Below are 22,328 nucleotides of genomic sequence, written 5' to 3'. Positions count from 1 at the left end.
AATCTATTCAATTAAACCTTCTGATTCAAGATAGTTTCTGGCTACTTCTTCAGCGCTTTTTCCTTCTACCGCGACCTGATAGTTCATGTCACGCATTTCGTCATCCGTGATTTTACCAGATAGCTGATAATAAAGGAGCTCCTTGATATGGAGGGAATAAGTTTTTATTGTCTTTTAAGACCTTTAAGTTATAACGTTGTATTTCACTATCTGTTGAATAAGCATCTATTAAGTTGATGTCCCCCTGTTCGATTGCAGAATATCTTAATTTAGGCTCCATTGTCTTTACATTAGGGAATTCTAGCTGATAGACTTTTTGAATTCCTAAATAACCGTCTTCCCTGTCAGAGAATTCTAATGTAAATCCGGCATGGATCTCTCCTTTTATAGTCTTTAAATCAGCAATAGTTTCCAAATGATATGCATTAGCCAATACCTCTGGTACTGCTAAAGCATAGGTATTATTATATTGCATAGGTTTTAAATACTTTAGATTAAACTTTTCTAATAAGCCATCGTGTGCCTGCTGATAGACTTCTTTCCTATCATTACTTGTTGTAGATTCCTTTAAGAACTCGGATATAGCAGTTCCTGTAAATTCGGGATAAATGTCAATACTATTATTTCGCAATGCATTAAATAAAAACGAGGTTTTCCCTAATCCTGGTTCAAGTTCCACTTTAATTTCTGTATCTTCTTCGATTAGGGCTTTATACATATTAATTAAAATTTCAGGTTCTGTACCAAGCTTTCCTCCAATAACGAGTGTTTCCTCTTCCCCTTTGATTAAGTTAGGGACAAGCATAAATGATAAGGAAATAAGTACTACCAAGCCAATGGTTACTACAGACTGTTTGTAGCTAAGCTTTTCCATTTTGCGTAGAAGTAAGTCAAACAAAATAGCAAGTAATGCTGCTGGAATAGCTCCTAGGATAATTAAGGATGAATTGTTTCGATCAATTCCTAGTAAAATAATATCTCCCAATCCCCCAGCGCCGATTAATGCCGCGAGTGTTGCTGTTCCAATAATCAGAACCATAGCGGTGCGTATACCAGCCATAATAACCGGCATGGCTAGAGGTAGCTCTACCTTCATAAGTTTACGTCTAGTGTTCATTCCCATGGCAGTTGCCGCTTCCATTAAGGCTGGGTCCACCTCTTTAATTCCCGTATAAGTATTACGAAGGATCGGAAGTAGAGCATAAATAATTAGTGCTATAATCGCAGGGACCTTTCCGATTCCAAACAATGGAATAAATAAACCTAATAAAGCTAAGGAAGGGATTGTTTGTAGGACTGCTGCTATTCCAATAATCCCTTCAGCGATTTTTGCTTTTTTGGTTAAATAAATTCCAAGTGGAATCGAAATAAGAACAGCAAATAATAGAGCGATAAAAGAGATCTGAATATGTTCAAAAAATGCCTGGAAAAGCTCTGATCTTCGTGATTGAAAGACATCTAATATATTAGACATGTTGCTCCCCACCTTTTTTAGAAGATGTAGAGAGATACTCAAGAATAACCTGTCGATTCACCTTACCGATAAATTGATTCTCACGGTAGACACCAATCTCCTCGGCTTTGGTTAATTTCTCGATAACCTCCGCTAATGTTGCCTCTAAATGGATGGTGTCTTCTGGCACTGGTTGATTCTCATTCACTGGTAATAGACTTTTTTCTAAGGAAAAAGCTGCTTCTGCCGTTTGTGAAGCTCCAATAAAGTCTTGTACGAAATCATTGCAAGGGTTTTGTACTATATCTCTCGGTGTACCGAGTTGTACGATTTTCCCTTGATCCATTAAACAGATCCGATCAGCAAGCTTAATAGCTTCCTTCATATCATGTGTAACAAATACAATCGTTTTATTTATGCGTTTTTGTAAAGAGATCATATCATCCTGTAATTTTTCTCGACTTATTGGATCTAAGGCGCTAAAAGGTTCATCCATTAATATAATGGCAGGATCTGCTGCCAAAGCACGCACTACACCTACCCGTTGTTGTTCTCCACCTGACAGTTCGTTTGGTTTACGGTGGCGATATGTATCTGGGTCTAAACCAACCATTTCTAGTAACTCTGTGACCCGATTCTTAATCTTCGACTCGTCCCACATTCTCATTTCTGGTACAATAGCAATATTTTCTTCGATGGACATGTGTGGGAATAGAGCGATTTGTTGTAAAACATATCCTATATTCCATCTTAGCTGATGGATATCATAATCGCTAATTCTTTTTTCATCAATAAAAATAGTGCCCTCTGTTAGTCGAATTAAACGATTAATTAATTTAAGTGTTGTCGTTTTACCACAGCCACTTGGTCCGATTAATACGAAAAATTCTCCTTTATTGATTGTGAAATTTAGGGTATCGACAGCAGTCGTGCCATCTGCATAGGTTTTGCTAACATTTTCGAATTTTATCATAAAGCGAGTGCTCCTTTAACTCAAAGTATTCTCTATTTGTATACCCTTAATTATTTAAAGAAATCTATTCATAAGGTATTGTTGAGTGAATTTCTTCATTTCGTACCTCTAGAAAAAAGGTCTTAAATACATATTCCCTCCCTCCGTGCTTCGTATACCATTCCTTGATCCGAAGAAGATGCTTAGAATCACTCCTCACATTCTTTTCAATTTCTTGATAGCTTTCATAGCTATCATACTCCCAAATAGCAAAAATCTCTGTAGTAGTATCTGAATGAGGAATCATCCATCTACCAACTAATCTTGCACCATATTTCAGTTGATTAGGCAAATTTGTTTCTAAAAAATGCTTATTAAAAATATCAATAAATTCATTTTTAACAATGTAAAATTTCCTTCGATAAAACATGTGGACACATCCTTTTCAATTTTCTCCTTATAACTTTCGTTTCGACTTTAGAAAAACCCTTTTTCTCTTGAAAGTTATATAGATCAAATTTCTTTTTAAGGGTGGAATACTTCAGAATTTTCCATTAAAATGGTAAGGTGTGGTAACAATTTGAAGAAATCAAAGGAAGCAGTGCGAATCCTGAAAAAATGGAAACCTTTTTCCTTTTGATTCGTATATAAGAGTGAAGGAGGTGTATTCTCATTGAGGCAGTAGATATCTATTGGTGGCTGTTGTGGGGTAGTTTAGGTATTGCTCTTATTTCTTTATTTCTCGGTAATATTTTTGATGGAATATTAGATAGTTTGTTTGATAGCATTGGAGATTTATTTAATCCATTACTCGTTTTTGGAACATTGGCTGTGGTTGCTGGATCTGGAGTACTGTGGTCAAAGTATTCCGAATTATCTGAGATATATGTTCTTCTCATTAGTCTTCTAATAGGTTTAGGTGCCTATCTCCTCATCTATTATTTTTTAGTCATTCCCATGTCAAATGCAGAATCCTCTACATCGATTTCTGTTCATGACCTTAAAGGGAAAGTAGGAGAAGTGATCACTACCATTCCTGCTACAGGTATGGGTGAGGTGTTGATCCAATCACCTAGCGGGAGTTGGAATGAAATAGCCGCAAGTTTTGATAAAGAAGAGATTAAACAAGGTAAGAAGGTACTAGTGGTAGAAATAAAAGAACAGATTCTTTATGTTTCGGAATTTAACGAATTTTAAAAAGGAGGAAATGGAATGGATTTTTTAGTAGTTATTGGTGTAGTGGTTGCAGTTATTGTTGCCTTCGCCATCTTGTTCGCCGTACGGTACAAAACGGTTGGCGCTGATGATGCAATGATAGTGACAGGTAGTTTTTTAGGGAGTAAGAATGTACATAAAACAGAAGATGGAGGTGGTATTAAGATTGTTCGTGGCGGTGGTGCCTTCATACTTCCTGTCTTCCAACGAGCAGAGAATATTAGCCTTCGCTCCCATAGCCTGGACATTTCCACACCAAATGTCTATACAGAAAATGGTGTGCCTGTTATGGCAGATGGAACAGCTATTATTAAAGTACAAAGCACGACAGAGGGTATTGCAACTGCCGGTGAGCAATTTCTAGGAAAAGATGACTCTGAGCTTCGCAAGGAAGCACAAGAAGTGTTAGAAGGGCATTTACGTGCTATTTTAGGGACGATGACAGTGGAAGAGATTTATAAAAATCGTGAGCGTTTTGCACAAGAGGTACAAACTCAAGCAGCTGTTGATCTGAAGAAAATGGGATTACAAATTGTTTCCTTTACCATCAAAGATGTTCAGGATGAGAACGGTTATTTAGAAGCTTTAGGAAAGCCAAGAATTGCTGAAGTAAAACGAGATGCTCAAATTGCAGAAGCCAATGCTATGCGAGATGCAAGAATTCAAAAGGCGCAAGCAGAGCAAGAGGGAAAACGTGCCGAATTATTAAGTGAAACCCAGATTGCAGAATCCGAGAAAGAAAAAGAATTAAAGGTAGCCCAATATAAGCGTGAACAGGATACGGCAAAAGCAGAAGCAGACATGGCATATAAGCTACATTCTGCTAAAGCGGAACAAGGTGTCAAGGAAGAAGAAATGCAAATACAGTTAGTAGAGAAAAATAAACAAATTGAGATTGATGAAAAGGAAGTATTACGAAAGCAGCGTCAATACGAGGCAGAAATTTCGAAAAAGGCAGAGGCAGAACGCTATGCTGCTGAGCAAAAAGCAGAAGCGGATAAAGTCACACGTGTCAAGCAAGCCGAAGCAGAGGCTGCACAAATTCGCCTTGATGGGGAAGCGGAAGCAGATGCAATTCGCCAAAAAGGTCTAGCTGAAGCCGAGGCAAAAGAAAAGCTAGCAGAAGCAATGGAGAAATACGGGGAAGCGGCTATTTTAGAGATGATCATTGATATGCTTCCAGATTTTGCTGCAAAGGTTGCTGAACCAGTTCGTTCTATTGATAAGGTAACAGTCATCGATAATGGGAATGGTGAAGGTGATGGTGCTGCAAGAATGAGTAATTATGTGACAAAGCTAATGAGCCAGCTACCTGAAACGTTAAAGGATGTATCAGGTGTAGATCTAAAAGGAATGCTAGATAATATCTCATCGAACAGTGAGTCAAAAATAAAAGAAGGTTTAGCCGTTACGAACGAACGGAAACCGGAGTTTAGCGAAGTAGAAGAATAATGTTTGTAGAAATAAAGGGTAAGGAGACTTCTTTATGATAGGAGACTCCTTACCTTTTAATTCATACAATTTCGCTTCATTATTTTGATGTGTTCAATAAATAATCTTCTAATTGCTTAAAGGTTCCGATAAATCCTTCCTGAGTCATTTCTTTTGATTCGATAAAGGTGTTGATCTCATCCTCAGCTGCGGATACAGGCGCCAAAGTCACTGTAACGGTTGTTTTTCCTCCATCTTCCATGAACGACATGCTAGTTAGGGTTTCTAGTGGCCAATTTTCGTTAAAGGGTGCACGGATAGTGTTACCTTCCCTATCGGAAAAGAAGCTAGAGTAAACGATTTTTTCTGGTGTAACAATCTCACTGTATACAAATTTAACCCACATTGCGTCCCCGTCGTCAGGTTTTTGGCTGTAAAGAAAGACACCACCCGGACGGAAATCTGATTGAAGCACTTCAAACTTCCACCCTTTTGGTCCCCACCAGTTCTTTAAGTGATCTGCTTCAGTGAATGCCTTAAACACAAGTTCACGTGGGGCATGAAAGGTATAGGTGAAGCTGATTTGATTTGACATAAGAATTCCTCCAATAATTATTTAATTAGTTCTGCCTAAAGCTGATTTCATTTTTTATACAGATACCACCTTTAGCCAACTATTTATTCCTTATTAGGAATATACCATTTAAGGAATATTGTTGTCAAATAATTATTTAAGGGAATGGAGGATAATACCGCTTATCTTGTTTTATCAAAATAAGCTGAAATCTTTCTAGCTAATGACTCTAATATATAAACAACCGGAACTTGTGTCGTAATATTGGCATCTTGAAACCATTCCTCTGTTACATAGTAAGATAAATTAATATCTGATATCTTGGCGATGGTAGAAAGTTTATTGTTCGTAATACTTATGATTTTACTACCCTCCTGTTTTAATTGATTGACCTGAGTCACGGTGAACGGATTTTCGCCAGACACAGATAAAACAATCGTGACACTATTATCTCGAAATTTCGTATGGATAGGAAAGTGTGGATCTTTAATATAAAGGGAGAATTTCCCAAGGCTCGAAAAATATCTAGCCCCATACTCTGCTAATATACCTGAGCTCCCTAATCCTATAAAAATAACACTTCCCGCTGTAGAAATCGTTTTTGCAGCATTATCCATATATGCTTCTAGATCCCCACTTAATGTTCTTTCAAAGAATTCTGTAATTGAATGATGCGGACTTTTAATGACCGTTTTTTTCTTCTCCTCTAAACTCATTTTTAACTTTATTTTAAATTCAGAAAAACCGTTACAGTGTACCTTTCTACAAAATCTTAAAATGGTAGCAGTCGAGACATGTGTTTCATTAGCAAGCTCTCTTATTCGCATATAAGCCACTTTCTCACTATTTTGCGAGATGTAATTGTATAAAGCTGTCTCTAATTCATTAAAGGAAGCAATCATTTCATGAGTAAACATTTTCAATTCTCCCACCTAGTTCAACATTTTCTAATATCATAGCATAATTTAGTTAATGTTACATAACGTAACAACTATGAAACAAATCACAAAATGTGTGAATTGAAACGAAAGCACCAAGTGTTGTTTACCCTAATTAACATAAACTATATAATCACTAGTAAAGTGAGATTTTCATCAGGGGAATTTCTATCCTCGATGGATAGCGTAGCGTCACGTTAGTTACCCTGAAAAAACATTCTTTAATCTTATCAAATCTTAGAGTGAGGGTCTTACGGACGGCTAAAGCTGTGATAAAGACATAGGAGGGACAAGCTAATGGCAAAAAGTAACTTATCGTTTCCTGAAGGATTTTTATGGGGAGGAGCAACTGCTGCGAACCAATTAGAAGGTGCTTACAAGGAAGGTGGAAAAGGTCTTAACCTTGCAGACGTATTACCTGGTGGAAAGGCGAGGTTGAAGCTTTTATCCCAAGCTGGATTTGATTTTGAGATGGATACAACTAAATATTCTTATCCCAACCACGAAGCGATCGATTTTTATCACCGATATAAGGAAGATATCGCGTTGTTTGCAGAAATGGGCTTTAAGGTTTTTCGTTTGAGTATAGCGTGGAGTCGTATCTTCCCTAATGGGGACGAGCTAGAACCAAATGAAGAGGGCTTGGCTTTCTATGATCGTGTATTTGATGAACTTCATAAACACGGTATTGAGCCATTAGTCACTATTGCACACTATGAAACGCCGTTGCATCTAATCAAAGAATATGGTGGATGGAAAAATCGAAAGCTAGTCGAATTTTTTGAACGTTATGTAAAGGTTATTTTCAATCGCTATAAAAATAAAGTGAAATATTGGTTAACATTTAATGAAATTAATGGTGCCACTCATATGCCACTTTTCGGTCTTGGCTTTTCACCAACAAGTGAGGAGACCCGTCTTCAAGAAAGTTTCCAAGGTCTTCACCATCAATTTGTTGCAAGTGCGATAGCAGTAAAATTAGGACATGAGATCATTCCAGAATCACAAATTGGCTGCATGCTTATCTACGCTCCAGTTTATGCTTATGATAGTAACCCCGAAAATGTTATGTATGCACAGCAAGAATCTCGTATTTTTAACAATTTTTGTGGAGATGTTCAAGTTCGTGGCGAATATCCTAGCTTTATCAATCGTTACTTTAGAGAAAATGATATTGACATTGCTATGGAAGATGGAGACCTGGAACTAATCAAAGAAGGAACAGTGGATTTCATTTCATTTAGTTACTACATGTCTCGCACCGAAAAGAAGAAGAAGTCCCCGGAAGAAGTTGGTCACGGAAATCTAGTGGGTGGAATAAAAAATCCATTTCTAGAGGCAAGTGATTGGGGTTGGGAAATAGATCCAATAGGACTTCGTATTTCTTTAAATGAATTATATGACCGCTATCAGGTACCACTATTTGTCGTAGAAAATGGGTTAGGTGCATATGATAAAGTAGAAGAAGATGGTAGTGTTCGTGATGATTATCGTATTGACTACTTAAGAGAACACATTAGAGCAATGGGGGAAGCCATAGATGATGGTGTGGAATTAATGGGTTATACTGCTTGGGGATGTATTGACTTAGTAAGTGCATCTTCAGGTGAATATGCAAAAAGATATGGCTTCATCTATGTCGATAAGCATGATGATGGAAGTGGAACATTAGATAGAAAGAGGAAAAAATCTTTCTTCTGGTATCAAAACGTCATTGAAACAAATGGAGAAGAATTATAACGCTCAAAAAAATTTGTTCTAAAAATAATCTGAAGTGAATATGGTAAGATATGTTGAGAAAGAGGGGATACGTTCCCTCTTTTTATACTTTTAAAAAGGAAAAAAATAAAAGGACATCGCTTAATCATCCTGATCTCTTCCTAATACGCCCCAGGTGCATGAATAATAAGCTGCAGCCAAAACCTCTATAAGCATAGATCTATCCGTATCTCCCGTAAAATATTTAACATTTTGTGACAACGGAATATGAAGAAGTAATTTTTCCTTTGATTTATGAAACTAATGGGTAATTTTTAACGTATTTTAATAAAGGGCATTTGTCCTTTTAGAATAAACAATAAAATCCTTGAGATAGAATGAGGAGAGTGTACATGTATAAAAAGTTACTTGCGAGTGCAGGAATTGGTAGTGCGGAGGTTGACACGCAATTAACAAACGAAAGACTAAGACCTGGAGATATACTGCAAGGAAAGGTAGTAATTAAAGGTGGAAGAATAGAGCAAAAGGTTGACAAAATTAACCTTTTCGTTATGACAGAGGCCTTACGAGAAAGAAACGATCGTAAACATTACGAAAATATTGTACTCCACCGCTTCGCACTCAATGAGTCCTTTCTTATCGGAGTAGGGGAAACAAAGGTCATTGATTTCGAATTTCCTTTACCGATTCATACGCCTCCGACTATTAACCGTACGAGAGCATGGATACAAACAGGGCTAGATATTCCACAAGCCATTGATCCAAATGATCGGGATTATTTACAAGTAGCTCCACATAAATGGATGGATACGTGTCTTCAAGCTTTAACCAATGAGTTAGCGTTTGAGCTGAAGAAAGTTGATATGGAATATTCTGATCATCATGGATATATTCAGGAGTTTGAATTTCGCCCATTAAAGGAATTTAAAGCAGACTTAGATGAATTAGAAGCAGTATTCCTTCTACAAGAGGATCGAATTGAAATCGTATTGCAGGTGGATCGAAAGGCAAAAGGGCTCCGCAGCTTGTTTGCAGAAGCATTAGATATGGATGAGCATAATGTACGAATCACCATATTAGAATCTGAGATGGAGCAAGGAACTCTATATGTAGCAAAAAGGCTAAAAGACGTGATTAGCCAATATATTGAAAACTAAAGATGCCGAGAATTATTTTTTCTCGGCTTTAAAGATTACGCTGGAGGTTAATATGAAGAAATTCTTATTTCCTGTACTATGCATATCGACAATCACCGCTTTTTTAATTGGTTGTAGTGATAAAAATGATACTAATTTGGGTAGTAGCTTCGATCAAGCACAACAAATAGAGGTGCTATCGTCCACAAACGGGGAATTACAGACAACTATTGCAGACAATCAGAAAATAGCTGATTTTGTATCCTCTTTGAAGCTAGATAAGTGGGAGTTAGCACAGGTCCCTTCAGAGGCTATAGCAGGGAGTACCTTTTTAATGAACAAACAACAAACGATCCGATTAGGTGAGTCAACGAATGAGGAAAAACGACTTCAAGAGGTAGCGAAGATTATTACCTATGAAAATGTTCCATTTGTAGATCTAGTGATGAAGGATAACAAGCTAAGTTTTTCTATCCCTGAAAATGTTGCAAGCTATCTACAAGATTTTAAATAAGGAAGAGACAGCGGGAGTGAAGTATACATGGATAAAAGATTACAAGATTTAGTCGATTGGACAAAAGAGAAACTAAAGCTAGATTCCTATTTTTTAAAAACTTCTAGTATTCAGCGTAAAGTAAATACTTACCAAGAGACGGTTTATACATTGTGTATGGAATGGTTTCCGTTGCATAAGCCCGATTACGAGGATGAAGATCTTAACCCAGAAGGAACAGCCGTTGTAGAAATCGATCTACACTCTAAGCAAATACAAAGTATTATTTTTGTTGGAGAAAAAACATTTACCGATCTCCGCGTTGAAGCACCAGATACGAATGCGATTGTGGAATGGATAGAACAAGAGACGAATATCTCATCGAATTTATTTCATTTAGCAAAAGAAGAAGCAAATCGCTGGTTATTTGTTTCAAGCATAGATGGAATAGCTATTTCCCCATCAGGACAAATTGAGGTAAAACTAGATCAGGAGGGCAGGCTGCTTCTTTTTGCCGTTCATGGGGAATTTCCTTCTGAGCATTTAGTCGAAGTAGAATCATTTACGTTAACACAGGAATCGGTAATAGAGCTTGCCTATAAGCAGATTGATATCATTAAATTCCCAGTAATGGAAGAAGAAAAATGGAAACAAGCCTATGCGATGGAAGAGGTTTTCGTAACAAATAAGGAACAACAAACCTTAAATTTCGATATCGGTATTCCGGAAGCGTTGCGTACAAAAATAAAGCATTTATTAACATGGAAGAGTGGACTTGACAACGATATAGTACGAAAAAAGATTGATGTGAATAGGGAAATTTCTGCAGATACAGCTTATGCTAATGAACCAAGTCCTGATATGCTCTCTATAACGAAAGAGGAGCAGGAGAAGTGCTTTGAAACCGTAAAAAATTTTATGCGTAAGGTATATCCAAATGATTCTGGAAAATGGGTGCTAGACCATCTATATCGAGATATGGAAATGGTTCATGCCGTGTTAAAGTTAAATGAGCAAAACAAACTAATCTTTAATGAAAAGCTTGTAGTGATGCTTGATCCGAAAACCTTTGAGGTGCTTAATTATATCGATACAAGTTCCTTTCTAGAAATGTTTCAGAATTTTGAATCAGAGGATAAAGTAATGGTAGGAAAAGAAGAGGCATTTGAGAATCTAGAGCAACATCTTCTCATAAAGCCATACTATGTATATGATTATGCTAAACAGAAATATGTACTTTGTGGTAAGCTTGACTGCCATTATTGTGTGGATGCGGAGTCAGGAGAAGTGATATTATTAGATGCCTTTACAAAATAGAGCGAAAAACCAACATTATTAAGAGGAAGAGTAGATATTAACGTATTCTATGTTAATGTCTATTCTTTTTTTGTGTTGTTAAGGACTATTAAATGATAAAGATTTAAAGAATTTTACATAAAATGATGATCGAATGGGAAACTATCTTTGTCGTCAAATACGTAATGGAATATGTATCTATTTATCTGAAAATGGAGGAATCAGTTCATGTTTTTTCATGTGAAAGAGCTTCAGTATAATGCCAAACCAAGCAAACCAGACCCCGTTTACGCTAAAAAGCTTCAGGAAATTCTAGGTGGACAATTTGGTGAGATAACGGTAATGATGCAGTATTTATTCCAAGGATGGAACTGTCGGGCAGAGCAAAAATATAAGGATATGATATTGGATATTGGAACAGAAGAAATTGCCCATGTTGAAATGATTTCTACGATGATAGCTCAATTATTAGATGGAGCTCCAGCTAGGGATCAAGAAGAGGCAGCAAAAAACCCTGCTGTGGAGGCAGTTCTTGGCGGAATGAATCCGCAACATGTGATTGTTTCAGGTCTAGGTGCTACTCCAACTGACAGTACAGGCTACCCGTGGAACTCTAGGTATACGATTGCCAGTGGGAATTTATTGGCTGATTTTAGAGCGAATTTAAATGCCGAATCTCAAGGACGTCTTCAAGTTGTAAGACTTTATGAATCCACTACTGATCCAGGCGTTCGGGATATGTTATCTTTCTTAATTGCAAGAGATACCATGCACCAGAATCAATGGATGGCAGCAATTGAAGAGTTGGAGCAGAATCAGAAAGCGATTGTTCCAAGTACATTTCCACAAAATTTAGAAAAGCAAGAAGTGTCTTATTCGTTTATGAATTTCTCGAATGGAGAGGAAAGTGCACAGGGGAGATGGGCAAGTGGTGAGACAATGGATAAACAAGGTAATTTTGAATATGTATCCGATCCTAAAGCAATGGGACAAGTCCCTCAGTTATCCCAAGCACCAGCGTATATTCATAATAGCCCAGATCCAAGTAAGCCAGCACCTCCACAAGTAGAATCTGCGGCCTACGAGGAACAGAATGAAAATAGAAATTAAATAAAAATTACAGTAAAAGCACAAAGCCAGGTTATGGTTTTGTGCTTTATTTTTGCACGATGTTTTTATAGGAATAGCCTAATGATGCTCGTGATGTGATTCTTGATCTGGCTTTTCCTCTAATTGTTTGAGTTGATTTAATTCCTCATCCGATAATTCACCAACAATAAAGCGTTTGGTTGGTAAAATAGAAGACTGATCAGTGCTCGCTAGAACTTGTAAGAAGTAAATTCCATCTTCGGTTAGCGTCAGATCGGTTTGATACCAACCTTCTTTTTCATAGGCTAGGTTGGACTCAAGTATTCGATTTGGTTGTTCATTCTTCCAAACCTTAAGTTGGACCCCTTCTAACTCATTAATTGGCACTTCATTTCTTATTAATAAAACACGAACAGAAAAAACTTGCTTAGGTGCTATCTTTGTTGGTAAATCTAGTTCCAACTCGAGCGGATATTCGGTATGATAAAGCTCTGCAGAACCTTCTTTTACAAGGTTAGCAGAGCATGCTGCTAAGAGTATACAGCAACATAAAATAGCATACTTTTTCATTTTTACACCAGCCTTAATAAAAGAATTGTTTTAGTCTTGGTATTCTTCTTAGAATCAGCCAATCTAGTACAAAAACAAAAATGACTGAAAGACCTACTAAGGGAAAAACAAAACTAAACAGAAGAAGTAGGATGGTCACTCTTTTTTTTGTAATGATACTTGGTCCAGTTGGTGCTCCAAGCCTATTGTTCGGTTTTCTTTTCCACCACATAATAAGGCCACTAATGACTAGAAGGACGATCCCCATACAAACAATTAGGCCAATAATCTGATTCATTACACCATATTCCAGTCCTTTATGAACCGTAATACCCCAAGCCATTAATTTACCTAATGGCTTGTAGTTCTCATAGCGATAATCAGCTAGTATGGCACCAGTATACTGATCAATGTGAAGGGTTGCTTCATCCTTTGCCTTTGGAGGAAATACAGAGATCGTAAAGACACCTTCGGGACTGCTAGGATAGATAACCTCATAGGTTGGATATATATTTTCATCATTAGTAATACGTACAACATCATCAATACTTATCGGGACAAACCCTCCATATTGATCGGAAGAAGGAACGGGCATTGTTTGGGCAGACCATGGGACATCTGCAATATCTTTTGTTTGAATAGTTGATTCTGGAGCACTTCCTACCCAAATGGATGGTGGATAGCCAATACCAGCATTTGTCGTAAGATTTTGAACCTTTGTACCCCAGAAACCAGACCATAATAAACCAGTGATGACAAGAAAAATAATGGCTAATGACAACCAAGCCCCTGAGACTGCATGGAGATCCCTAAAGAGAATTCGTTTATTTTTTTTAAATCTAGGAAAAATCACACCAAAAGGGGACTTTTTTGTTTTTGGGAACCAGATATACAATCCAGTGATAACTAATAGCAAGGTCCAGCAAGCAGCCAATTCTACAATCCGATCACCGACGGTACCAATCATTAATTCACCATGGAATTCTTCTACTCTATCTATGAAACGGTCCTTTTCATTTAACTTTCCAATGATGTCTGCAGTATAGGGATTCACAAAAATAGTATACGATTCCCCGTTCAGACTGATCTTGACTTCAGCAGAACGTGTACGCTCTTCACCTGGTCGATAACTGGTGATTTGTGCCTCAGGAAATTGATCCAATACTGATTCTATATGTTCTGATGGCGCAAGTTTTTCTCCTTGTTCGATCACATTGTAATAATCTTCATAGAGTACGCCTTCTATTTGGGGTTTAAATAAATAAATCGCTCCTGTAATCGCAAGTATAAGAAGAAATGGTGCAAAAATAATTCCTGCGTAAAAGTGCCAACGCCAAACGATTTGGTAAATGTTGGCGGATGACTTTTGTTTACTTTTATTATCCATTTATCATGTCCTCAATTCTAAATAGTAATCATTACTATCATTCTAATCGAGAATCTGACCATTCACCAATGACAATATTGTGAATAATAAAGAAGCTGATGAACTGAATGGTTCACCAGCTATTCAATCACAGTGTTCATCCTTAATTATTCGTTGAAATCTTGAAACGGACACTAAGCATCTTGATAAGTTTCGCTAACAAACACTGTCCCTTTGATGGAAGTAAAGCTAGGATTTGTTTATTCCTTCTTGAATTGATCCGTCTTTTTTATGGATAATAACCGTTGTTTGCTTATTTTCTGCAATCTCCTGTGCCCGTTTTACTGCTTCGTTCTTCCTTTGGTATACATTAGAAGCCTGCTTCGCATCTTGCGTTTTAACTGCCCAGCCATTCTCATGTGGAATGACATGTTCTCCTTTTTCTAAGAGCTCCGGACGACTATCTTGCGAATTTTCATCTCTTTTTCGTAGATCCTCGTCACTCATCTGCATAACCTGATTTCGTTCATGCTCTGAAGCATTATCGTACCATTTTTTGGCCTGCTCTGTTGCTATTGGAATGGCTTGTCCTTCATCATAACCCTCGTCTATCATGGAATTTGCGATATCAATTGCTTTTTTCTTTACAGCTGTATCTAAGTTTTTCAATGAGCTTGGATAATCCTGTGTATCCCAAGGCATTTATATCCTCTCCCCTTCAAACGAATTAAAATGCAATCTCTTGACATGCTTTTGCACAACGAAAACATGCTTCTGCACATTTTTGACAATGCTCATGCTGATGCTTTTGACATTCATCTCCACATGTTGCACATATTGTGGCACAAACCGAAGCTAACTCGGAAATAAAAGGTGAATTTCGTGAAATAGCTGACTCTAAATAACTACATATTTCTGCACATTCTCGATCTAATCGAATACATTCGCTCATCATTTTTACATCCTCTTCCTGCAAACAAGCATCAAAGCAGTGATTACATGCTGTCATACATTCGTGCAATGTTTCAAGTAGTTCTTGGTATTGTTGGTGACTCATCCTAAAACCTCCATTTAAAATTTGTTCTATATTATACTTTTCCGCTTCATGCAATAAATAAACATACAAATATGTAAGGGGAGGGATTAGGAAAACTCGCATTCGCTCATTCTTTGGCGAATGTCTAGTTTTCCTTAGACTCGGTACCTTGAAATTCCAGCTACATCGGAACTTCTCCAGTGTAGAAATTTTATCCTTTTTCTAACGTATAAAAAAAGATCATAGGCATTGGCACCTATGATCTTCCTTTTACTTATTTACCAATAAATTGTTGTGTCCAAACATTTCCTTGTTCTACATAGCCAACACCAATATGAGTGAAGTCAGGATTTAAAATGTTTGCTCGGTGTCCTTCACTGTTCATCCAAGCATTCACTACCTCTTCTGGTGTTTGCTGTCCTTTGGCAATATTTTCTCCAGCTGTTTTATAGCTAATACCGAATTGTTTCATCATATCGAATGGAGAACCATATGTTGGACTGTTGTGGCTGAAATAGCCGTTTGTTGCCATATCATTAGATTTTTCACGAGCGACTTTACTTAGTTCTGTATCAATTTCTAGAGCAGATAAACCTTGCTTTTGACGTTCTTCGTTTGTCAATGCTACCACTTGTTGTTCAAATTGACTAAGCTGTTCTGTATCATTTTGTTCCTGAGTATTAGATGGTTCTTTAGCTTGCTCTGTATTATTATTTGTTTGTTCAGGTGCTTTTTGTTCAGTTGCTGGTTCTTCTTTTGGCTCTTCTTTTTGCTCATTCTTTGGTTCTTCTTTAGCAACTGGTTGTTGCTTTTCTTGCTCAGTATTTTGTTCTGTTTGTTGCTCTTGTTCTTTTGCCTTATCTTCTTGCTCTTGTTTATTGGACTGCTCTTCACCGTTAGAGAGGTTGTTGCAAAGCTTGTCTATTAAACTTTGAATATCTCCATTCTGAATTTTTGTCCAATCTATATTATAGTTAATTTTACTTTGAATATGGGCTTGTTGCTCTGCTTCTACGTCTTGTTGTGAGAATGCACTACCAAATAGCACTGTACCAGCTAATGCTATTCCAATTCCAACTTTCTTTAACATGAAAAAAACACTCCTTCTGTTATTTATTTCTCTATCATCATAGCATGTGTTTTTTGTAATAATTGAGGATAATACTTCCAATATTAATTTTTTGAGGGTTATATTATATTAAACCTTTTAAGAATAAGAGATTCATTTCCACAAAATTGGATAATTTCTAATAAACTAGCATTATTTTCTTGTGATTTGGTATTGACAATTTTTTTAGGAGCATTTATATTTACATATCTTTTCTATAGCATAACAGCCATATGACAATTGTAATATAATAGGAGAATCTTTCCTGTGAAACAGAGTGGTTGAATTAGAGCAATTTAGAAGTAATGTCGTGCTTGTTATTCTGCTATGATTAACATAACAATTCTGGCAAATGGGAAAGGAGTATATAGCATGAATCTATCAGAGTTATTATTAGAAGAATTTAAGGATGAAGCAGAGAAAACAAAAGAAGCATTAAGTCGTATTCCAGAGGGTTGTTTAACCTTTCGACCTCATGAAAAATCGATGTCGATTGGCCAATTAGGGCTTCATATTGCCTTGTTACCTGGAGAGCTAACAGTATATTTTAGTGAATTAATAAGAGAGGTTCCGACAGTGCCACTTTCTGAGGCATCTTCTGTATCAGAAATTTTGGATACATTTGAGCATAATCGTCGGATAACTAGTGGTTGGCTAACTGAATGGGGAACAGAGGAGTTATTTGCAGAATGGCAGATGAAACAAAATGGAGAGATCCTAATGAAAGGACCGCGATATACTTTCATCCGATCTCTTGTCCTCAATCATTGGTATCATCATAGAGGGCAATTAACCTTGTATTTACGACTCCTCGAGGTCCCTGTACCAGGTTTATATGGTTCTAGTGCCGATGAAGAATGAAAGAGACTGTCTATCCTGACAGCCTCTTTTCCTTTCTTAAAAGGTCACCCTCGACAATACTGGGTAATGGTCGCTAGGGTATTGTCCATTTTTTCTAAAATTGATAATTTTATGATATTCTGTTGTGATTTCTCCTCTAGATAAAATCCAATCAATTCTATTATCTGCGCCTCCACCAGAAGGGTTATCATAACCATTGAATGTACCAAGCTCTTCATTTATTCTTTTCTCTGCTGCTATAAAGGTATCAACAAACTTGCCTTGCTGCTGTAAGATGTCATGAGGTATACTTTCGGGTCCAGCATTAAAATCCCCAGTTAAGATTACAGGGAGATCTGAATCAAGTTCCTTTACCTTTTCTGAAATAAGTCTAGCACTATTCTCTCTTGCATCTTCAGACATGTGATCGAAATGGGTATTGATGAAATAGAATGCTTTATTCGATTGGTGATCAAGGAATTTCACCCAAGTGACCATTCTAGGGATTGTATTTCCCCATGATGTAGAACCTACTATATCTGGTGTATCTGATAGCCAGTAATGGTTGTATTCTAATGGAGTAAAACGGTTTTTATTATAAAATATGGACATAAATTCCCCTTTACTGCCACCCTCACGGCCTTGACCAATCCATGCATAATTTGGCAAATCACTAGCTAAATCTTTCACCTGTTGATAGACCGCTTCTTGTGTGCCGATAATATCCGCTTGTTCCATGCGAATAACTTGACGCACAGTAGAACGCCTTTCTTCCCATGTATGTGGGGAAGGATCAGAATCATTTAAATATCTTAGATTAAAGCTCATCACATTTAATTTAGCTTCAGACTTCTTATTATGTAATTCAGTAGATGCATGGATCGACGAAAAAGAAGTACTACCTAAAAGCAACCATAAACTAGTTAAGACAACAGCTATTTGCAGCATCCTTTTCAATGAAAATTCCTCCTTTGTTTTTTATCAATCCTTTCCAACTATCAATGTCTAGTATAAAGCAGGAATGTGAAGTTGGTATGAACTAGAGTTTTCAAAAAAGTAAAGAAAAATAGTAAAAAGCACCTGCAACTTTTGTGGTAAAAGGTGACCGGTCTTATTTCTTTTATTTGTTCTTGCATATTTTAGGTAAAGGATATATAATAAATTTACTACATTGTAAAACAAGATAGCAATCAAGAATTGCTTTTCTTTTTACTTCTCTATATTGCAATGCAAGGTAGGTGTGTGAATTTGGCGATTCGAAGTCAGCTACTGAAGGGAATCCTTGAAGGCTGTATATTAGCAATAATATCAAAGGAGTCTATTTATGGATATGAACTAGCAATGAAGCTACAATCACAAGGGATAGATGTGAGTGAGGGGTCTATTTATCCAATATTACTTAGACTACAGAAAGAGGAGCTTATTAAAGGGAAAATGAAAAAGTCCCCTCATGGACCAAATAGAAAGTACTACCATTTGACGGATCAAGGAAAAACGGCGTTAACAGAATTTAAAACCCAATGGAACGGCCTTAAAACCCCTGTTGATCAATTATTAAAAGGTGAGGAGTGAAAATATGGATGCGTCCGTATTAATTGAGCAAAATAATCAAAAAAGAAAATTATTAAATGAAGAAAATAAAAAAGTGTATGAAGAAATGCTATTGTATGTTCGCCTGTTCTTTAATAAATCAGAACAAGAATCGGAAGAGATTTTAATGGAACTGCTAGATCATCTTCTAGACGCACAGGGAGAAGGGAAGAGTGCAAAGGAAGTCTTCGGTGATGATCCGAGGCAATATGCCAACGAAATTATTGGGGAATTACCAAAAATGATCACACCTAAAAGAGTAAAGGTGGGTCTCATGGCTATATTTTATTTTCTCGCTGTGACTACCTTCTTAAATGGAGTCGTTCATTCTATTCTATACTTTGGCTTTGGTAAAGGAGATCAAGAGAAAATCTATTACATAGGTACGTTAGCCTTGGAGGCTATCACCTCTATTATCATTGTTTTTGTAGCTATGTATGCCATCTTCGCCTATTTAAAGTGGTCATGCTTTAAAGATATTAACAAAGTGCTTGAAAGTGTTCTGTTCGGTTTTTGCTTTGGAGCCTTACCATTTGGCTTGTTTTTAACTATGTTCATCATCATGCCTGACTTTGGGATGTCAGTACAAATACCTGTTTATTGGTTAATAGGGATAAGTATTGTATTTTACGTCCTAGCGACTTATTTTAAGAAAACATCATAAACTTTTTGATAGGGAAATGCGTGTGCTTCATGCATTTCTCTCTTTTTTTCGAAACTGTGCAGGGGTCATTCCTACATACTTTTTAAAGGTTCGGTAAAAATGGGGCGTGCTATCATAGCCCATCATTTCTGCTATTACCGTAATAGTAAGAGAGGATTGCAGAAGTAATTCCTTTGATTTTAAAATTCTTTTTTTATTGATATATGCGATTGGACCCATTCCAGTAATTTGCTTGAAAATTCGACTAAAATGAGCGGGACTTACAAGTGCTTCTTTAGCTAAAGCAGGTAAAGAAAGGTTTTGTTCCAGGTTTTTTTCAATGTAAGCAAGAATGTAATTCATCCAATCATGTGGAGATGTTTTTGCATGAATGAGCTCATCCTTGTTTTTTAGCTTCATTCTAGAAAGGTGTAGTAGGATTTGATGGGTGATCAGTAGGGATGCATGAATCGACCCTAGTTTATCCTCTGTTAATTCATGATGTATTTGTAGGAGATACTGTTCAAGAATAGGCTGTTCCTTTATGGGAATCTGTATTTTGAATTCTTTTTCTTTCTTTACTTTTTCGATAAGTGATAAATAGGAAAAGGAATCATCAATAGAGATGGGATAAATCAAGCCAGAACTAAAGAAGATCACGGAAGAAGTGATTAAATTATGTTTGTCAGGTCTGGCATGGTGAAGCGTATCATTTGGAATAATGAAAATATCCCCCTTGCTCATTTCGTAGAGGGTGTTATCAATGAAAAATACGCCATTTCCATTGTGGACATAAATAATCTCATGAAAATGATGCATATGATCAGGACGTTCATTTTGAGGGGCTTTACTATTTTTATAGACAAATGAGTACGGGAATAATTCCTCTAATGGTTTCATATCTTGAAGTGAGCTCATCATTATCTCCTTTCCTTGATCAAAAAATAGTATAAAAAAAGCAAAAATGACAATAGTACTTTTCTCTAGTCTCACATACTATATAATATATAAATATTTATTCCGTATATAGAACGAAAGCGCTTTATATGATTATATCATATTATGTTATCGATAACTAAATTATGTTTTTAAATACATTAATTAAGTACTCAATCTCTATATTTAATTGTTGCCCAGGAATGTTATCGATATAATGGAATAAATATAAAAGTAAGTGAGGTTCTCGATCATGGTGACAATTTATGATATTGCCAAAAAGGCCAATGTATCTGCAATGACCGTTTCCAGAGTGATAAATAATTCTGGGAAGACAAAGGAATCCACAAGGAAAAAGGTTGAACAAGCTATTAAAGAATTGGGCTATGTACCTAACTCTGTGGCAAGGGGATTAATTTCCAAGCAAACAAAAACTTTAGGTCTTATTTTGCCGGATATCTCGAATCCATTTTTTGCAAAGCTAGCAAGAGGTGCAGAGGATAAAGCACATGAGCTTGGGTATCGAGTAATACTAAGTAATACGGATGAAGATGCATCTAAAGAGTTGAATTATATGGATATGGTATTATCCGCAAGAGTAGATGGGGTGTTAATTGCCCCAACAAGTGACCATTCCTTGGAACAAATTAATCGTCTTAGAGCACAGGATATACCTGTTGTCCTAATTGATCGGACCATTGAAGGCTTTACAGGTGATTATGTACTTGGAGACAGCTATGAAGGTAGTAGGAAGCTGATGGAGCATTTAATTGAACAAGGACATCATAACATTGCTTTCATCAATGGTCCTTCGAATATTTCAACAGCACGCGAGCGTTTAAGAGGTTATTTAGAAACATTGAGATTAAATGAATTACCAGTATACGAGCATTATATTACGGAAATAGACTTCAAGAGTATCCAAGCAGGGGATACGAAAAAAAATATCGAACAATTATTAGCTTTACCTTCTACAAAGAGACCTACGGCCATATTTGCGGCAAATAATTTTATAGCGATTAGTACGATGCGGGCATTAAAGGAATTAGGTATGAAAGTACCTGAGGATATATCTGTTGTATGCTTTGATGAAGTAGAACCAGTAGTATATTTTGATCCATTCTTTACAGTAGCATCTCAGCCTGCTCAGGAATTTGGAAGAATTGGTATTCAATTCTTAGTAGAACGATTAGATGGTAAAACGATTCAGAAAGATCGAAAAATTGTTTTATCACCAGATATTCATCTACGAAAGTCTACAAGGCCAATAAAATAATGCGATTTAAAAGGAGGTTCATTCATGGTTGATGTTAGGAAACAACTATGTCTTTATGCAAAGAAGCTAGTCTCTACAGGGCTAGTAGTAGGTGCTGGGGGAAATCTAAGCATGCGAGAAGGGGATTATATGTATATTTCTCCTAGTGGATTTGATTTGCAGGAGGTGAAGGAGGAGCAATGGGTATGTGTAAACATCTTAACAGGTGAAGTAATAAGTGATTTAAAACCATCATCCGAAATCTTAATGCATTTAGAATGTTTTCAAAGGAGACCTGATATTGATTCTGTCCTACACGCACATCCAAGCTACTCTGTAGCCATCTCCTCAGCGGGTTTGGAAATTCCTCCAATGTTCCCTGACTTCCCTGCAATGATAAGCAATATATCGTATCTAGATTATCTCATTCCGACTACTCATATTCTAGCAGATGCCGTTGCAGAGGTTATTGCTGAAACAGATGTAGTAGTAATGAGAAACCACGGAGTATTAACGGTAGGAAAATCGATGAAAGAAGCTTACTTTTTTATGCAACTAGTAGAAGAGGCGGCAAAGGTATATTACCTATCTAAAACGGTTGGTACTCCTAGGCTATTAACGGAGTCAGAATGTCAGGATTTACGCAATCTTTCTAGTGAAAAATATCGAGCGAAGCTGTTAAAAAGCTCTGAAAAATAGCTTGCGAGAG

General features: G+C 36.7%; 23 protein-coding genes and 1 pseudogene. 12 read left to right on the top strand and 12 right to left on the bottom strand.

Annotated features, from left to right (window positions below; translation table 11 throughout):
- Positions 1-3 precede the first annotated feature (3 nt).
- The 3 genes and pseudogenes from opuFB to DLJ74_RS00165 all read right to left on the bottom strand — a co-directional run bounded on the left by opuFB (position 4) and on the right by DLJ74_RS00165 (position 2,835).
- Positions 4-1,474: pseudogene (opuFB, locus tag DLJ74_RS00175) on the bottom strand (osmoprotectant update ABC transporter permease/substrate-binding subunit OpuFB).
- On the bottom strand, positions 1,467-2,426 hold the full coding sequence (locus DLJ74_RS00170; RefSeq protein ID WP_109982848.1) for an ABC transporter ATP-binding protein: 960 nt from the start codon (positions 2,424-2,426) through the stop codon (positions 1,467-1,469). Before DLJ74_RS00170 ends, opuFB begins: the two are co-directional and overlap by 8 nt.
- 64 nt (positions 2,427-2,490) lie before the next feature.
- Entirely contained in the window at positions 2,491-2,835 is a 345-nt protein-coding gene (locus tag DLJ74_RS00165; RefSeq protein WP_054860405.1) for an NIPSNAP family protein, read from the bottom strand.
- A gap of 236 nt (positions 2,836-3,071) precedes the next feature.
- On the opposite strand from DLJ74_RS00165, the gene DLJ74_RS00160 reads away from it, so the two are divergent.
- On the top strand, positions 3,072-3,602 hold the full coding sequence (locus DLJ74_RS00160) for an NfeD family membrane protein (RefSeq protein WP_109982847.1): 531 nt from the start codon (positions 3,072-3,074) through the stop codon (positions 3,600-3,602).
- 15 nt (positions 3,603-3,617) lie between these two features.
- Positions 3,618-5,072 (top strand): flotillin lipid rafts scaffold protein FloT, encoded by a 1,455-nt coding sequence (locus tag DLJ74_RS00155; protein WP_054788074.1) that lies wholly within the window; start codon positions 3,618-3,620, stop codon positions 5,070-5,072.
- A 79-nt stretch (positions 5,073-5,151) separates the two neighbouring features.
- Here DLJ74_RS00155 and DLJ74_RS00150 read toward each other — a convergent pair whose 3' ends face one another.
- Positions 5,152-5,646, bottom strand: coding sequence for an SRPBCC family protein (locus tag DLJ74_RS00150; protein ID WP_109982846.1), 495 nt, complete (start codon positions 5,644-5,646; stop codon positions 5,152-5,154).
- 161 nt (positions 5,647-5,807) lie between these two features.
- Positions 5,808-6,542, bottom strand: a complete 735-nt coding sequence (locus tag DLJ74_RS00145; protein WP_109982845.1) for a MurR/RpiR family transcriptional regulator — start codon at positions 6,540-6,542, stop codon at positions 5,808-5,810.
- Between the two features lie 318 nt (positions 6,543-6,860).
- Here DLJ74_RS00145 and DLJ74_RS00140 point away from each other — a divergent pair, with 318 nt between their 5' ends.
- The 5 genes from DLJ74_RS00140 to DLJ74_RS00120 all read left to right on the top strand — a co-directional run bounded on the left by DLJ74_RS00140 (position 6,861) and on the right by DLJ74_RS00120 (position 12,317).
- Entirely contained in the window at positions 6,861-8,303 is a 1,443-nt protein-coding gene (locus tag DLJ74_RS00140; protein ID WP_109982844.1) for a glycoside hydrolase family 1 protein, read from the top strand.
- A 371-nt stretch (positions 8,304-8,674) separates the two neighbouring features.
- Positions 8,675-9,439, top strand: coding sequence for a sporulation protein (locus DLJ74_RS00135; RefSeq protein ID WP_054788075.1), 765 nt, complete (start codon positions 8,675-8,677; stop codon positions 9,437-9,439).
- A 52-nt stretch (positions 9,440-9,491) separates the two neighbouring features.
- Positions 9,492-9,932 (top strand): hypothetical protein, encoded by a 441-nt coding sequence (locus tag DLJ74_RS00130; RefSeq protein WP_109982843.1) that lies wholly within the window; start codon positions 9,492-9,494, stop codon positions 9,930-9,932.
- Positions 9,933-9,959: 27 nt separating this feature from the next.
- The gene (locus DLJ74_RS00125) at positions 9,960-11,228 is read left to right on the top strand and encodes a hypothetical protein (RefSeq protein WP_109982842.1); all 1,269 of its coding nucleotides are present in this window, start codon (positions 9,960-9,962) and stop codon (positions 11,226-11,228) included.
- Between the two features lie 207 nt (positions 11,229-11,435).
- A complete protein-coding gene (locus DLJ74_RS00120) occupies positions 11,436-12,317 on the top strand; it encodes a manganese catalase (RefSeq protein WP_109982841.1) in 882 nt (293 codons plus the stop codon).
- 78 nt (positions 12,318-12,395) lie between these two features.
- Here DLJ74_RS00120 and DLJ74_RS00115 read toward each other — a convergent pair whose 3' ends face one another.
- The 5 genes from DLJ74_RS00115 to DLJ74_RS00095 form a co-directional block, all read right to left on the bottom strand.
- Positions 12,396-12,866 (bottom strand): hypothetical protein, encoded by a 471-nt coding sequence (locus tag DLJ74_RS00115; protein ID WP_109982840.1) that lies wholly within the window; start codon positions 12,864-12,866, stop codon positions 12,396-12,398.
- A gap of 13 nt (positions 12,867-12,879) precedes the next feature.
- Positions 12,880-14,232 (bottom strand): PepSY-associated TM helix domain-containing protein, encoded by a 1,353-nt coding sequence (locus tag DLJ74_RS00110; RefSeq protein WP_109982839.1) that lies wholly within the window; start codon positions 14,230-14,232, stop codon positions 12,880-12,882.
- A gap of 228 nt (positions 14,233-14,460) precedes the next feature.
- Complete coding sequence (locus DLJ74_RS00105) at positions 14,461-14,913, bottom strand: DUF2188 domain-containing protein (RefSeq protein WP_109982838.1); 453 nt, start codon at positions 14,911-14,913, stop codon at positions 14,461-14,463.
- Between the two features lie 25 nt (positions 14,914-14,938).
- Complete coding sequence (locus DLJ74_RS00100) at positions 14,939-15,268, bottom strand: four-helix bundle copper-binding protein (RefSeq protein ID WP_054788083.1); 330 nt, start codon at positions 15,266-15,268, stop codon at positions 14,939-14,941.
- Positions 15,269-15,521: 253 nt separating this feature from the next.
- On the bottom strand, positions 15,522-16,337 hold the full coding sequence (locus tag DLJ74_RS00095; RefSeq protein ID WP_054788084.1) for a CAP domain-containing protein: 816 nt from the start codon (positions 16,335-16,337) through the stop codon (positions 15,522-15,524).
- Between the two features lie 390 nt (positions 16,338-16,727).
- On the opposite strand from DLJ74_RS00095, the gene DLJ74_RS00090 reads away from it, so the two are divergent.
- Complete coding sequence (locus DLJ74_RS00090; protein ID WP_181397395.1) at positions 16,728-17,216, top strand: DinB family protein; 489 nt, start codon at positions 16,728-16,730, stop codon at positions 17,214-17,216.
- Between the two features lie 36 nt (positions 17,217-17,252).
- On the opposite strand, the gene DLJ74_RS00085 is transcribed toward DLJ74_RS00090, so the two are convergent.
- The gene (locus DLJ74_RS00085; RefSeq protein ID WP_245902229.1) at positions 17,253-18,143 is read right to left on the bottom strand and encodes an endonuclease/exonuclease/phosphatase family protein; all 891 of its coding nucleotides are present in this window, start codon (positions 18,141-18,143) and stop codon (positions 17,253-17,255) included.
- 300 nt (positions 18,144-18,443) lie between these two features.
- On the opposite strand from DLJ74_RS00085, the gene DLJ74_RS00080 reads away from it, so the two are divergent.
- Both DLJ74_RS00080 and DLJ74_RS00075 read left to right on the top strand, forming a co-directional pair.
- Positions 18,444-18,767, top strand: a complete 324-nt coding sequence (locus DLJ74_RS00080) for a PadR family transcriptional regulator (RefSeq protein ID WP_054788087.1) — start codon at positions 18,444-18,446, stop codon at positions 18,765-18,767.
- A gap of 4 nt (positions 18,768-18,771) precedes the next feature.
- On the top strand, positions 18,772-19,449 hold the full coding sequence (locus tag DLJ74_RS00075) for a DUF1129 family protein (protein ID WP_109982835.1): 678 nt from the start codon (positions 18,772-18,774) through the stop codon (positions 19,447-19,449).
- 27 nt (positions 19,450-19,476) lie between these two features.
- Here the strand turns inward: DLJ74_RS00075 and DLJ74_RS00070 are convergent, their stop codons facing one another.
- Positions 19,477-20,346, bottom strand: a complete 870-nt coding sequence (locus tag DLJ74_RS00070; RefSeq protein ID WP_181397394.1) for a helix-turn-helix transcriptional regulator — start codon at positions 20,344-20,346, stop codon at positions 19,477-19,479.
- A gap of 271 nt (positions 20,347-20,617) precedes the next feature.
- Between DLJ74_RS00070 and DLJ74_RS00065 the strand changes: the two genes are divergently transcribed.
- The gene (locus DLJ74_RS00065) at positions 20,618-21,640 is read left to right on the top strand and encodes a LacI family DNA-binding transcriptional regulator (protein WP_109982833.1); all 1,023 of its coding nucleotides are present in this window, start codon (positions 20,618-20,620) and stop codon (positions 21,638-21,640) included.
- A gap of 24 nt (positions 21,641-21,664) precedes the next feature.
- A complete protein-coding gene (locus DLJ74_RS00060; RefSeq protein ID WP_109982832.1) occupies positions 21,665-22,318 on the top strand; it encodes a class II aldolase/adducin family protein in 654 nt (217 codons plus the stop codon).
- Positions 22,319-22,328: the final 10 nt, after the last annotated feature.

The sequence above is a fragment of the Gracilibacillus dipsosauri genome (genome assembly GCF_003176895.1).
In the GTDB taxonomy this organism is placed as follows: Bacteria; Bacillota; Bacilli; order Bacillales; family Amphibacillaceae; genus Gracilibacillus; species Gracilibacillus dipsosauri.
This window is presented reverse-complemented; position numbering and strand designations above follow the sequence as displayed.